Source organism: Pseudomonas sp. XK-1 (assembly GCF_038069885.1).
Lineage (GTDB): Bacteria > Pseudomonadota > Gammaproteobacteria > Pseudomonadales > Pseudomonadaceae > Aquipseudomonas.
Genome location: NZ_JBBPES010000004.1, coordinates 282,972 through 297,145, shown reverse-complemented (window position 1 = coordinate 297,145; position 14,174 = coordinate 282,972). Strand labels below are relative to the sequence as shown.

At 63.8% G+C, this 14,174-nt stretch carries 10 protein-coding genes; 9 read left to right on the top strand and 1 reads right to left on the bottom strand.

Features of this window, described 5'->3' with window-relative positions:
- Positions 1 to 163 precede the first annotated feature (163 nt).
- The 7 genes from glyA to fdhA all read left to right on the top strand — a co-directional run bounded on the left by glyA (position 164) and on the right by fdhA (position 9,307).
- Positions 164 to 1,417, top strand: coding sequence for a serine hydroxymethyltransferase (gene glyA, locus WMW70_RS12460; RefSeq protein WP_341437825.1), 1,254 nt, complete (start codon positions 164 to 166; stop codon positions 1,415 to 1,417).
- Between the two features lie 92 nt (positions 1,418 to 1,509).
- Complete coding sequence (locus WMW70_RS12455) at positions 1,510 to 2,760, top strand: sarcosine oxidase subunit beta family protein (protein ID WP_341437824.1); 1,251 nt, start codon at positions 1,510 to 1,512, stop codon at positions 2,758 to 2,760.
- A gap of 55 nt (positions 2,761 to 2,815) precedes the next feature.
- A complete protein-coding gene (locus WMW70_RS12450; protein ID WP_341437823.1) occupies positions 2,816 to 3,142 on the top strand; it encodes a sarcosine oxidase subunit delta in 327 nt (108 codons plus the stop codon).
- A complete protein-coding gene (locus tag WMW70_RS12445) occupies positions 3,139 to 6,156 on the top strand; it encodes a sarcosine oxidase subunit alpha (protein WP_341437822.1) in 3,018 nt (1,005 codons plus the stop codon). Before WMW70_RS12450 ends, WMW70_RS12445 begins: the two co-directional genes overlap by 4 nt.
- A complete protein-coding gene (locus WMW70_RS12440) occupies positions 6,149 to 6,778 on the top strand; it encodes a sarcosine oxidase subunit gamma (protein ID WP_341437821.1) in 630 nt (209 codons plus the stop codon). The genes WMW70_RS12445 and WMW70_RS12440 overlap by 8 nt, the downstream gene beginning before the upstream one ends.
- 247 nt (positions 6,779 to 7,025) lie before the next feature.
- Positions 7,026 to 7,889, top strand: coding sequence for a formyltetrahydrofolate deformylase (purU, locus tag WMW70_RS12435; RefSeq protein ID WP_341437819.1), 864 nt, complete (start codon positions 7,026 to 7,028; stop codon positions 7,887 to 7,889).
- Between the two features lie 218 nt (positions 7,890 to 8,107).
- Entirely contained in the window at positions 8,108 to 9,307 is a 1,200-nt protein-coding gene (fdhA, locus tag WMW70_RS12430; protein ID WP_341437818.1) for a formaldehyde dehydrogenase, glutathione-independent, read from the top strand.
- 85 nt (positions 9,308 to 9,392) lie between these two features.
- On the opposite strand, the gene WMW70_RS12425 is transcribed toward fdhA, so the two are convergent.
- Entirely contained in the window at positions 9,393 to 10,280 is an 888-nt protein-coding gene (locus tag WMW70_RS12425; protein WP_341437817.1) for an acyltransferase, read from the bottom strand.
- A 178-nt stretch (positions 10,281 to 10,458) separates the two neighbouring features.
- On the opposite strand from WMW70_RS12425, the gene WMW70_RS12420 reads away from it, so the two are divergent.
- Both WMW70_RS12420 and WMW70_RS12415 read left to right on the top strand, forming a co-directional pair.
- The gene (locus WMW70_RS12420; protein ID WP_341437816.1) at positions 10,459 to 11,679 is read left to right on the top strand and encodes an HD-GYP domain-containing protein; all 1,221 of its coding nucleotides are present in this window, start codon (positions 10,459 to 10,461) and stop codon (positions 11,677 to 11,679) included.
- Between the two features lie 223 nt (positions 11,680 to 11,902).
- A complete protein-coding gene (locus WMW70_RS12415; RefSeq protein ID WP_341437815.1) occupies positions 11,903 to 13,933 on the top strand; it encodes a methyl-accepting chemotaxis protein in 2,031 nt (676 codons plus the stop codon).
- Positions 13,934 to 14,174 lie beyond the last annotated feature (241 nt).

Genomic DNA, 14,174 nt, shown 5'->3' with positions numbered 1-14,174 from the left:
TCGCCTGTCTGCATGGCGCAAACAGGCATGTCGCAAACGCAATCTCCTGTGGCGTGCATAGGCATCTGACCTGTCGAGGCGAGTCATACCATCGAGTGCAACTGGGGCCAGTCCCCATGGCCGATTTACAGACACCGCATCCGGGTGCCGCAGGAGATAAGTGATGTTTAACAAAAACGACCAGATCAAGGGCTACGACGACGAACTGCTCAGCGCTATCGACGCCGAGGAGAGCCGTCAGGAGCATCATATCGAGCTGATCGCCTCGGAAAACTACTGCAGCAAGCGGGTGATGGAAGCACAGGGCAGCGGCCTGACCAACAAGTACGCCGAAGGCTATCCGGGCAAGCGTTATTACGGCGGTTGCGAGCATGTCGATGTGGTCGAGCAGCTGGCCATCGACCGCGCCAAGGCGCTGTTCGGGGCCGACTACGCCAACGTCCAGCCGCACTCCGGCTCTTCCGCCAACAGCGCGGTGTACCTGGCGCTGATCAATGCCGGCGACACCATCCTGGGCATGAGCCTGGCCCATGGCGGCCACCTGACCCACGGTGCCAAAGTGTCGTCCTCGGGCAAGCTGTACAACGCCGTGCAGTACGGCATCGATACCACCACCGGCTTGATCGACTACGACGAAGTCGAGCGTCTGGCCGTGGAACACAAACCGAAGATCATCGTCGCCGGTTTCAGCGCCTATTCGAAGACCCTGGACTTCCCGCGTTTTCGCGCCATCGCCGACAAGGTTGGCGCGCTACTGTTCGTCGATATGGCCCACGTCGCCGGCCTGGTCGCTGCCGGTCTGTACCCCAACCCGATTCCCTTCGCCGACGTGGTCACCACCACCACCCACAAGACTCTGCGCGGTCCGCGTGGCGGCCTGATCCTGGCCAAGAGCAATCCCGAGATCGAGAAGAAGCTCAATGCCGCGGTATTCCCCGGTGCCCAGGGCGGCCCGCTGATGCATGTGATCGCCGCCAAGGCAGTGTGTTTCAAGGAAGCCATGGAGCCCGCCTTCAAGGCCTACCAGCAGCAGGTGATCAACAACGCCAAGGCCATGGCCAAGGTGTTTATCGAGCGCGGCTACGACGTGGTGTCCGGTGGTACCGACAACCACCTGTTCCTGGTCAGCCTGATCAAGCAGGGCATTACCGGTAAGGACGCCGATGCTGCGCTGGGGCGCACCGGTATCACGGTCAACAAGAACGCCGTGCCCAATGACCCGCAGTCGCCCTTCGTCACCTCGGGCCTGCGTATCGGTACCCCGGCCATCACCACCCGCGGTCTGAAAGAAGCCCAGAGCATCGAGCTGGCCGGCTGGATCTGCAATGTGCTCGACCACCTCGGCGATGCCGATGTCGAGGCGCAGGTGGCCACCCTGGCGGCCGGTCTGTGTGCTGATTATCCCGTTTATCGCTGAATCGCTGCGCTTTTGTAGGAGCCAGCAAGCTGGCTCCTACAGGGTTATGTCCACCGGTGGGCCAAGTAGTACCCGATTTCAGGAGCACCTTTATGCAACGTTATTCCGGCTTCGGCCTAATCAAGCACGCGTTCAGCCACCACGAAAACTGGCAGCGCATGTGGCGCAACCCGACGCCCAAGCCGGTGTACGACGTGGTTATCGTCGGCGGCGGCGGCCACGGCCTGGCCACCGCTTACTACCTGGCCAAGGTATTCGGCGTGAAGAACGTCGCCGTGGTCGAGAAGGGCTGGCTGGGCGGCGGTAACACCGCACGCAACACCACCATCGTGCGCTCCAACTACCTGTGGGATGAGTCCGCGCAGCTCTACGAGCATGCCATGAAGCTGTGGGAGGGCCTGTCCCAGGACCTCAACTACAACGTCATGTTCTCCCAGCGCGGCGTGTTCAACCTCGGCCACACCCTGCAGGACATGCGCGATATCGAGCGCCGGGTCAGCGCCAATCGCCTCAACGGCATCGATGGCGAAGTGGTGGACGCCAAGCAGGTGGAGGAGATGATTCCTTACCTGGACTGCTCGAAGAACACCCGTTACCCGATTCTCGGCGCTTCGCTGCAACGCCGCGGCGGCGTTGCCCGTCACGACGCCGTGGCCTGGGGCTTTGCCCGCGCCGCCGATGCCCTGGGCGTGGACCTGATCCAGCAGACCGAGGTGATAGGTTTCCGCAAGGAAAACGGCGTGTGCATCGGCGTCGAGACCAACAAGGGCTTTATCGGCGGCAAGCGCGTCGGCGTGGTCACCGCGGGTAACTCCGGGCATATGGCCAAGCTCGCCGGTTTCCGCCTGCCGCTCGAATCCCACCCGCTGCAGGCGCTGGTGTCCGAGCCGATCAAGCCGATCATCGACACCGTGATCATGTCCAACGCCGTACACGGCTATATCAGCCAGTCGGACAAGGGCGACCTGGTCATCGGTGCCGGTATCGACGGCTACAACGGCTACGGCCAGCGCGGCTCCTACCCGACCATCGAACACACCCTGCAGGCCATCGTCGAGATGTTCCCGGTGCTCTCGCGGGTGCGCATGAACCGTCAGTGGGGTGGCATCGTCGACACCACGCCGGACGCCTGCCCGATCATCGCCAAGACCCCGGTGAAGAACCTGTTCTTCAACTGCGGTTGGGGCACCGGCGGCTTCAAGGCCACTCCGGGTTCGGGCCACGTATTCGCCGCCAGCCTGGCCAAGGGCGAGATGCATCCGCTGGCCAAGGCGTTCTCGATCGAGCGTTTCCACACCGGCGCGCTGATCGACGAACACGGCGCGGCCGGGGTTGCGCACTGATTTAGGCTGCCTCTCCCGGCGGGAGAGGACGGAAGGTTTTCTGGAGGTACCGATCATGCTGCATATTTTCTGCCCTCACTGTGGCGAGTTGCGTTCCGAAGAGGAGTTCCACGCCAAGGGCCAGGCGCATATTCCGCGCCCTCTGGATCCGAACGCCTGCACCGACGAGGAGTGGGGCGACTACCTGTTCTTCCGCGACAACCCGCGTGGCCTGCACCACGAGCTGTGGATCCATGCCAGCGGCTGCCGCAAATACTTCAACGTCACCCGTCATACGGTGAGCTACGAAATTCTCGAAACCTACAAGATCGGTGAGAGGCCCAGCGTGACTGAGGCTTCGCTCGCCGCGAAAAAGGCCGTCGACCAAGGAGTAACGGCATGAGTCAGGTCAATCGTCTTGCCAAAGGTGGCCGCATCGACCGCAGCCAGCCGCTCAGTTTCAGCTTCAACGGCCAGAGCTACCAGGGCTTTGTCGGCGACACCCTGGCCGCCGCACTGCTGGCCAACGGCGTCGACATAGTCGGGCGCAGCTTCAAATACTCGCGGCCCCGCGGCATCGTCGCCGCCGGTGCCGAGGAACCCAATGCCGTGCTGCAGATCGGCAGCACCGAAGCCGCGCAGATCCCCAACGTGCGCGCTACCCAACAGGCGCTGTACGCGGGCCTGGTGGCCAACAGCACCAACGGCTGGCCGAGCGTGAACAACGATGTCATGGGCATTCTCGGCAAGGTCGGCGGCAAGGCGATGCCGCCGGGCTTCTACTACAAGACCTTTATGTACCCGCAGAACCTCTGGCTGACCTACGAGAAGTACATTCGTAAGGCCGCAGGTCTCGGGCGTGCGCCCAAGGCCAATGACCCGGACAGCTACGACTACATGAACCAGCACTGCGACGTGCTGGTGGTCGGTGGCGGCGGCGCCGGTCTGGCCGCAGCGTTGGCCGCCGCACGCAGCGGCGCGCGGGTGATCCTCGCCGACGAACAGGAAGAGTTCGGTGGCAGCCTGCTCAGCACCCGCGAAACCCTCGACGGCAAACCCGCCGCCGACTGGGCTGCCCAGGCGCTGGCCGAGCTGAGCAAAATGCCGGAAGTCACCCTGCTGCCGCGCGCCACGGTGAACGGCTATCACGACCACAACTTCCTCACCATTCACCAGCGCCTGACCGATCACCTCGGCGAGATCGCACCGCTCGGTATGCTGCGCCAGCGTATGCACCGGGTGCGCGCCAAGCGCGTGGTGCTGGCCACCGGTGCCCACGAGCGGCCGCTGGTGTATGCCAATAACGACGTGCCGGGCAATATGCTGGCCGACGCGGTGTCCACCTATGTGCGCCGCTACGGCGTGGCCCCAGGCAAGCAGCTGGTGCTGTCGACCAACAACGATTACGCCTACCGTGTGGTGCTCGACTGGCTCGACGCCGGCCTGCAGGTGGTCGCCGTCGCGGATGCACGGAGCAATCCGCGCGGCACCTGGGTGGAAGAGGCGCGCAAGCGTGGCGTGCGCATCCTCACCGGCAGCGCCGTGGTCGAAGCGCGCGGCAGCAAGCGCGTGACCGGTGCGCGGATCTGCGCCATCGACCTGAAGAGCCACAAGGTCAGCAGTCCCGGTGAGTTGCTCGACTGCGACCTGATCGTCAGCTCCGGCGGCTACAGCCCGGTGGTGCACCTGGCTTCGCACCTGGGCGGTCGGCCGACCTGGCGCGAAGACATCCTCGCCTTCGTGCCGGGTGAAGGTTTCCAGAAGCGCCTGTGCGCCGGTGCGGTGAATGGTGTGTTCGCCCTGGGCGACGTGCTCGCCGATGGCTTCGAGGCCGGTGCCAATGCCGCTGCCGAAGCCGGCTTCAAGGCCAGCAGTGGCAGCCTGCCGCTGGTCGAGACACGCTTCGAGGAGCCGGCCGTGGCGCTGTTCCAGGTGCCCCACGACAAGCCCACGGCGCGTGCACCCAAGCAGTTCGTCGACCTGCAGAACGATGTGACCGCCGCCGGTATCGAGCAGGCCACCCGTGAAGGCTTCGAGTCGGTCGAGCACGTCAAGCGCTACACCGCGCTGGGCTTCGGTACCGATCAGGGCAAGCTGGGCAATATCAACGGCCTGGCCATCGCCGCGCGTTCCCTGGGGGTCAGCATCCCGGAAATGGGCACCACCATGTTCCGCCCGAACTACACCCCGGTGACCTTCGGCGCGCTCGCCGGTCGGCATTGCGGCGCGCTGTTCGAGCCCAAGCGCTACACCGCCATGCAGCGCTGGCATCTGCAGAACGGTGCCGAGTTCGAGGACGTCGGTCAGTGGAAGCGCCCCTGGTACTTCCCCAAGGCCGGTGAAGACCTGCACGCCGCCGTGGCCCGTGAGTGTCTGGCGGTGCGTAACGCCGTCGGCATCCTCGATGCCTCGACCCTGGGCAAGATCGATATCCAGGGCCCGGATGCGCGGGAATTTCTCAACCGCGTGTATACCAACGCCTGGACCAAGCTGGACGTGGGCAAGGCCCGTTACGGCCTGATGTGCAAGGAAGACGGCATGGTCTTCGACGACGGTGTAACCGCCTGTCTGGCCGACAACCACTTCCTGATGACCACCACCACCGGCGGTGCCGCGCGGGTGCTGGAATGGCTGGAAATCTACCACCAGACCGAATGGCCGGAGCTCAAGGTGTACTTCACCTCGGTCACCGACCACTGGGCGACCATGACCCTGTCCGGTCCCAACAGCCGCAAGCTGCTGGCGGAAGTCACCGACATCGACCTGGACAAGGACGCCTTCCCCTTCATGACCTGGAAGGAAGGCCAGGTCGGCGGCGTGCCGGCGCGGGTGTTCCGCATCTCCTTCACCGGTGAACTCTCCTACGAAGTCAACGTCCAGGCCGACTACGCCCTGGGCGTGTGGGAAAAGATCATCGAGGCCGGCAAGAAGCATGGCCTGACCCCCTACGGCACCGAGACCATGCACGTGCTGCGCGCCGAGAAGGGTTTCATCATCGTCGGTCAGGACACCGACGGCTCGGTGACCCCGGACGACCTGGGCATGGGCTGGTGCGTCGGCCGCACCAAGCCGTTCTCCTGGATCGGCTGGCGCGGCATGAACCGCGAGGACTGTGTACGCGAGAACCGCAAGCAGCTTGTGGGTCTTAAACCGGTCGATCCGGACAAGGTGCTGCCCGAAGGCGCACAACTGGTATTCGATCCCAAGCAGGCCATCCCCATGGACATGGTCGGCCACGTCACTTCCAGCTACGCCAGCGCGGCGCTGAACCATTCCATCGCCATGGCCCTGGTCAAGGGCGGCCTCAAGCGCATCGGCGAGCGTGTATTCGCGCCGCTGGTGGACGGCAGCCTGGTGGAAGCGGAAATCGTCAGCCCGGTGTTCTACGACCCTAAAGGGGACCGCCAGAATGTCTAACGTCAACGTCTACAAACAACGCCCGGACGCCGCCCATGGCGAGTCGCCGCTGTTCCATGCCGGCCTCGACGAGCTGGTACGCAAGGGCAAGAGTTCGGCAGGCATCACCCTGCGCGAGAAGAAGCTGCTCGGCCATCTGGTGCTGCGCGGCGACGCGAAAGACTCGGCCTTTGCTGGCGGCGTGCACCAGGCCACCGGTCTGGAACTGCCGGTGGCCCTGACCCTGGTGGCCAACGAACACAGTTCGCTGCAATGGCTGGCCCCCGATGAATGGCTGCTGATCGTGCCGGGCGGCACCGAGTACGAGGTCGAGCAGAAGCTGCGTGCGGCCCTGGACGGCCAGCATATTTCGATCGTCAACGTCAGCGGCGGGCAGACCCTGGTGGAACTGTCCGGGCCCAAGGTGCGCGAGCTGCTGATGAAATCCAGCAGCTACGACGTGCACCCGAGCAACTTCCCGGTGGGCAAGGCGGTCGGCACGGTGTTCGCCAAGTCGCAACTGGTGATCCGCCATACCGGCGAGGAAACCTGGGAACTGCTGGTGCGCCGCAGCTTCGCCGACTACATCTGGCTGTGGCTGCAGGACGCCAGCGCCGAGTATGGGTTGGCGGTTAAGGCATAGGTTAAGTCGGCTCAACCTAAATGCTACCTGTATGACGCCGAACCTGAGGTGCATGCAAACGGCCCCCTCTCCCTCCGGGAGAGGGCTGGGGTGAGGGCAGGGGTAGACCGCGTTCTACCTGTCCTACTCAGTCGCTGTTTGTGATAGAGGCGAAAGCAGATCGCGCGGTCTTCCAGAACCCTCACCCCCGACCCCTCTCCCGGGGGGAGAGGGGTGCAAAGCAATTGAGTTTGTTTCGGAGTTTATTATGAGCCGCACCCCGGATACCTGGATTCTCACCGCCCATTGCCCGAGCGTGCTCGGCACCGTGGATGCGGTGACCCGTTTTCTCTTCGAGCAGCGTTGCTACGTCACCGAGCATCACTCGTTCGATGACCGCCTGTCCTCGCGCTTCTTTATCCGCGTGGAGTTCCGCCAGCCCGACGACTTCGACGAGCAGGCCTTTCGCGCCGGCCTCGACGAGCGCCTGAGCGCCTTTGGCATGCAGGTCGAGCTGACCCCGCCGGGTTACCGGGCCAAGGTGGTGCTGATGGTGAGCAAGGCCGACCATTGCCTCAACGACCTGCTCTATCGCCAGCGCATCGGCCACCTGGCCATGGACGTGGTGGCCGTGGTCTCCAACCACCCGGACCTGGAGCCCCTGGCGCGCTGGCACGACATCCCTTATTACCACTTTCCCCTCGATCCCCACGACAAGCCGGCGCAGGAGCGCCAGGTGCTGCAGGTGATCGAGCAGACCGGGGCGGAACTGGTGGTACTTGCCCGCTATATGCAGGTGCTGTCGCCGGAGCTGTGCCGCAAGCTCGATGGCTGGGCGATCAATATCCACCACTCGCTGCTGCCCGGCTTCAAGGGGGCCAAGCCCTACCACCAGGCCTATCAGAAGGGCGTCAAGCTGGTCGGCGCTACCGCCCACTACATCAACAACGACCTCGATGAGGGGCCGATCATCGCCCAGGGCGTGGAATCGGTGGATCACGCCCATTACCCCGAAGATCTGATCGCCAGGGGCCGCGATATCGAGTGCCAGACCCTGGCCAAGGCCGTCGCCTACCACCTCGAACGGCGGGTGTTCCTCAACGCCAACCGTACCGTGGTGCTACACGCATAAACCTTAGGGTGCGCGGGGCTGCCTAGGCTGTGCGCACCGCTGCTGAAACGCTATCGGATCGCCGGGATGCCGTATCACAGCAAGCTGGCCCCTGCAGGGTGGACCCCGCCGACTGCCAATCTCTCGGCCCACCCGCAACCGACACATAACGCTCCACTGCAAGGCCGCGTGGCCGCCGGTCGCGCCTTTGTATCCACAACAACAAAGGAGAACACCCAATGTCTGGTAATCGTGGCGTCGTCTATCTCGGCGCTGGCAAGGTCGAAGTGCAGAAGATCGACTATCCGAAAATGCAGGACCCGCGCGGCAGGAAGATCGAGCACGGCGTTATCCTGCGCGTGGTTTCCACCAATATCTGTGGCTCCGACCAGCACATGGTGCGCGGCCGCACCACGGCGCAAACCGGTCTGGTACTGGGCCATGAAATCACCGGCGAAGTGATCGAGAAGGGTAGCGACGTCGAGAACCTGAAGATTGGCGATCTGGTTTCGGTGCCGTTCAACGTCGCCTGTGGCCGCTGCCGCTCGTGCAAGGAACAACACACCGGCGTCTGCCTGTCGGTCAACCCGGCGCGTCCCGGCGGTGCCTACGGCTACGTCGATATGGGCGACTGGACCGGCGGTCAGGCCGAATACGCCATGGTGCCTTACGCCGACTTCAACCTGCTGAAACTGCCGGACCGCGACAAGGCCATGGAGAAGATCCGTGACCTGACCTGCCTCTCCGACATTCTGCCTACCGGCTACCACGGCGCAGTCACCGCCGGCGTCGGCCCAGGCAGCACCGTGTATATCGCCGGTGCCGGTCCGGTCGGTCTGGCCGCCGCTGCTTCGGCACGCCTGCTTGGCGCGGCGGTGGTGATTGTCGGCGACGTCAACCCGGTGCGTCTGGTGCATGCCAAGGCCCAGGGCTTCGAAATCGCCGACTTGTCCCTGGACACTCCGCTGCACGAGCAGATCGCTGCATTGCTGGGCGAGCCGGAAGTCGACTGTGCCATCGACGCGGTGGGCTTCGAGGCCCGCGGTCATGGTCATGAAGGCGTGCAACACGAAGCCCCGGCCACCGTGCTCAACTCGCTGATGGGCGTGGTGCGGGTCGCTGGCAAGATCGGTATTCCCGGCCTGTACGTCACCGATGATCCAGGTGCGGTCGATGCCGCCGCGAAGAAGGGCGCACTGAGCATCCGCTTCGGTCTTGGCTGGGCCAAGTCGCACAGCTTCCACACCGGCCAGACCCCGGTGATGAAGTACAACCGCCAACTGATGCAGGCGATCATGTGGGATCGGATCAACATCGCCGAAGTAGTCGGCGTGCAGGTGATCAGCCTGGACGACGCACCGCGTGGTTACGGCGAGTTCGATGCCGGGGTACCGAAGAAATTCGTGATCGACCCGCACAAGCTGTTTAGCGCGGCCTGATCAAGGGTCGTTAAACCATCGCGGCTAAAGCCCCGCCCGCAGGACACAAGTGTCCATGTGGGAGGCGCTTTAGCCGCGACCCATTTCAGCCTTCTGCACGAATCTGCGCGATCCGCGCATCCTTTTCTTCCCACAGCTTCGTCACCCAGCCCTGCACAAATTCACGAAAGAGCGAGTCATTCTCGTAGTCGCCCTGCCACAGCGCCGGGTCGAGTTCGTGGGTCTGGATGTCCACTATGACCTTGTCCACCTGGCCGCTGATCAGCTGCCAGAAACCCGGGATGCGCCCGTGCGGATAAACCACAGTGACATCCAGCACCTTGTCCAGCTCCTCGCCCAGGGTGGCGAGAACAAAGGCCACACCACCGGCCTTGGGCTTGAGCAGATGGCGGTAGGGCGAGCCCTGGGCGGCGTGTTTGGCCGGGGTGAAGCGGGTGCCTTCCAGGTAGTTGACCACGGTCACCGGCAGGTCCTTGAACTTGGCGCAGGCACGCTTGGTGATCTGCAGATCCTGACCCTTGAGTTCGGGGTGCCTGGCCAGAAACGCCTTGGAATAGCGGCGCATAAAGGGGTAATCCAGGGCCCAGAACGCCAGGCCGAGCAGGGGTACCCAGAGCAGCTGTTGCTTGAGGAAGAACTTGAAATAGGGCGTCTTGCGGTTGAATGCCTGGATCAGGGCGGGAATGTCCACCCAGCTCTGGTGGTTGCTGATCACCAGGTAGGAGGTGCTCTGGCGCAGCTCGGCGTTGCCGCGAATATCCCAACGGGTCGGCAGCAGCGTGGCGAAGATCAGCTTGTTCAGCTCGGCCCAGCTCTCCGCCACCCACATCACCCCGCGCGAGCTTGCGGTCTTCAGCGCCTTGCCGGGCAGCACGAACTTGCCCAGGGCGATCAGCAGCAAGGGGCCAATCAACAGCAGGGTATTGAGCAGCAACAGCAGGGTCACGCTGATGGCGGTCAGCAGGCGGCGCATGGCAAGTCCTTTTATGGCGCGAAAGCCTCGATCATAAGCAGTGCCGGCGGCGCTTCCAAGCCGGTCCTCTGCAACTGATGTCGTATAGCCACTATCCGCTCCGCTTCGTGATAATGCCGGGGCCTTGATCGTCTACGCTGTCATGGCGCGCTGGTTTTTCCTGACTCGAGGGCGATCTATGTTGAAGTGCATCGCTGTGACCGACCTCTGTGTTGGCATGTTTATCCATGAGTTCTGTGGTGCATGGATGGATCATCCCTTCTGGAAAGCCAAGTTTCTCCTCAAGTCGGAAAAAGACCTGCAGCGGATCCGCGCCAGCAGCATTGGCCAGCTGTGGATCGATGTCAGCAAGGGCCTTGACGTCGCCGAGGACACCCTCAGCGTCAGTCCCGAAGATGTCGCGGCTGCAGCCGAAGCCAGCCTGCTGGCGGCGGTGCAGAGCCGGCCCGCTCGCCTGGGCGTGACGATGGAGGATGAGCTGCAGCGTGCGGTCAAGCTGTGCGCCAATTCCAAGGCGGCGGTGGTCAGCATGTTTGCAGATGCACGGATGGGCCAGGCGCTGCAGTTCGAGCGGGCGGGCGAGCTGGTCGAGGAGATCTCCGATTCGGTGTTGCGCCATCCCCATGCCTTGATCAGCCTGGCGCGGCTGAAAAATGCCGACGAGTACACCTACATGCATTCGGTGGCCGTCTGCGCACTGATGATTGCCCTGGCGCGCCAACTGGGCCTGAGCGAAGCCCTGGTGCGTGAGGCCGGGCTGGCCGGTTTGCTGCACGACATTGGCAAGATGGCCATACCCGATGCCGTGCTGAACAAGCCGGGCAAGCTGACCGACAGCGAGTTCGCCACGGTGCGTGATCACCCGGTGGCGGGCTCGCACATGCTGCTTGAGAGCAAGCAGCTCAGTGCGCTGGTGCTGGACGTCTGTCTGCATCACCACGAGAAGATGGATGGCAGCGGTTATCCGCATCGCCTGGCCGGCGAGCAGATCAGCCTGTATGCGCGTATGGCGGCGGTGTGCGACGTGTATGACGCAGTCACTTCCAACCGGGCCTACAAGCCTGGCTGGGACCCGGCCGAATCGATCCGCAAGATGGCCGAGTGGAAAGGTCATTTCGATCCCGAGGTGTTCCAGGCCTTTGTCAAAACCGTGGGCATTTACCCGGTGGGTTCGCTGGTGCGCCTGCAAAGCGGGCGCATTGGCGTGGTCATGGAGCAGCAGGCCGGGTCCCTGCTCGCGCCCAAGGTCAAGGTGTTTTTCTCGGCCAAGTCGAAGACTCCGATTCCCCAGGAAACTCTCGATCTGGCCAGGCTGGTCGGACGCGACAGGATCGTTGCGCGTGAATCCGCCGCCGATTGGGGCTTTCAGCATGTCAACCAGCTCTGGACCGGGTTCTAGGCGGGGGCGCGCTCAGGCCAACGCCAATCGCCTGGGCGCAGCTCCGCCGACCCGTGCCTTGTTGGGCTTCGCGCCGCTCAGTCAGGTTACGTCGCCGAACGCAAGGTTAACTATGCTCAAGGCAACTGCCTGTTAGTTGACGTTTGACGCGGGCGCGTTTCTTGCTTGATCTGTTGCTTTAGCGCACCCACCTAGAAGGTGCGTTACACAGGGTGAGGTAGTTATGACTGGAGTACTCAAACCGGGGGTGCGGCTGCTGGAGCGTTTCAGCTTCGCGCGCAAGTTTCAGCTGGTGTTTGTTCTATTTGCTCTGCCGTTGGGGTTCTCGCTGTGGGTGATCAGCAGCAGTTATCTGGAGCGCCTGCGCGCCATCGATCACGAGCGGCAGGGCATGCAGGCGCTGCAGGCCATGGCGGACGTGCAGCAGGCACTGATCGAACAGCGCACCTTGCTGGCACGCTGGAAGGGCACCGATAGCCAGGCCGAGGCGCTGATGCAGCAGCGCGCCGGCAATCTCGATCAGGCATTGCAGGCGCTGGCCGCGCCGCTGCAGGACGAGCTGGTCAGCGAGCAGGCCAGGCAGCATTTTCAGGGGCTGGAAGCCGAACGGGGCGCATTGAGTGTCGAGGCCCTGGGCAAACTGGCCCTGCCCGATGCCCTGGAACGTTACCAAAAGACCCTGTTGGGCCTGCTGGCGTTGCGCGAGCAGGTGGCCACCGACAGCGGCCTGATACTCGATCCGCAACTCGACACCTACCTGATGATGGAGCAGCTGACCTATACCTTGCCGCGTTTGCTCGAACAGTTGGGCAGCTTTGCCAGTCAGGGCCATGGCGCGGTGGTGTCGCAGCACTTCACCCTGCAGAGCCGGGTGCTGATTCGCGACCTGCGGCGCAATCTCGACGAGTCGCGCAGCCAGCTGCTCAAGGCCCAGGCCACCCTGAGCCTGGAAGCCCCCGAGGCGATGCGCCAATTGCAGGAGCCTTATAGCGAGGCCCTGCAAGGCTATGAAAGCTTTCTTGCCGGGATTGACCGCGACATGTTCGAGGCCAGCCCCATGGCCCTGACGCCCGAGCAGTTCGTGCAACGCATCGAGTTGCTGCAGGGCCAGCTCAATGCCCTGCAGCAGGCGCTGTATCGGCAGTTCGACGCGAGCATGGGGCAATACCGCAGCGCGGCGCTGACCCTGATGGCCGAGGCGATCGGCGTGTTCAGCCTGCTGACCCTGCTGGCGCTCTATGTGCTGTTCTGCCTCAATGCCTCGATCCGCCGTAGCACCGCCGGCATCATCCTGGCCGCCGAAGGCCTGCGTGACGGCGACTTGCGAGTGCGCATGCAGGTGCACGGCGCGGATGATCTGGCCAGTATCGCCCAGGCCCTGAATGCCGCCGTCAGCCAGTTGCGCGACTCCATGCAGGGGGTCAACCAGCAGAGTCTGCAGCTCGGCAATACGGTTGGCATGCTCAATGGTGAGGCGCAGAACGCCCTGCAGTCGGTCGAGCAGCAGCAGGCGCAGATGAGTCAGATTGCTGCCGCCGCCACGCAAATGGCGGCCACCGCACAGAGCGTCGCGCAAAGCTGCGAACAAGCCGCGGTGGAGGCCGGGCAGACTCGCGAGATCGCCAACCAGAGCAACCAGCGCAGCGCCCGTACCAGTGAAAGCATGCGTCAGCTCAGCCGTCGCCTGGGCGACAGCGCGGCCACCCTGCAGCAACTGCGCGAGCAGACCGAACAGATCACCCGGGTGGTGGATGTGATCAAGGGGATTGCCGAGCAGACCAACCTGCTGGCACTCAATGCCGCCATCGAGGCGGCCCGTGCCGGCGAGCAGGGCCGTGGCTTTGCCGTGGTCGCCGACGAGGTGCGTTCGCTGTCCCAGCGTACGCAGAACTCCACGGCGGAAATCGCCGAAACGGTGGCCAACCTGCACCGGGTGGTCGGCCAGTCCGTGACCCTGATGGAGGAGGCGGTACAGCAGGCCGAGGGTGATGTCGGTAGCGTGCTGGCCATGGGCGAAGACCTGGGGGCTATAGTCGAATCGGTGCAGCTGGTCAGCGACCGCCTGGCGCAGATCGCCACCGCCGCCGAACAGCAGGCGGCCACCGCCGATGAAGTCAGCGGCAATATTCAGCAGGTCGACCAGGCCGCCAGCGCCCTGCTTGACGGAGCCCAGGCGGTCAGCGCCGCCGCCGAGCAGTTGCGCCAGGGCAGCCAGGCACTGGAGCAGAATACCGCGCGCTTCAAGCTCGATTAGCCGTCCCGTTGCTATCTGTAGGGTGGGTTAGGCGCATGTCTGGGTTCTGCAAGATTGCGCGGATATGGATGCGCCGTAACCCACCGGGCGGTCGGCAGGGCTAGCGGGGTGGTGGGTTACGCGGCGCTCGGCCTGCGTGGATGTTCTCGCGTTCAATGCTTAGCGCCGCTAACCCACCCTACGATCTGCGCCCAGCCTTGACGCTGACCGCGGCCTGCCGCAGGCTCCTCGCCGAGTTGCC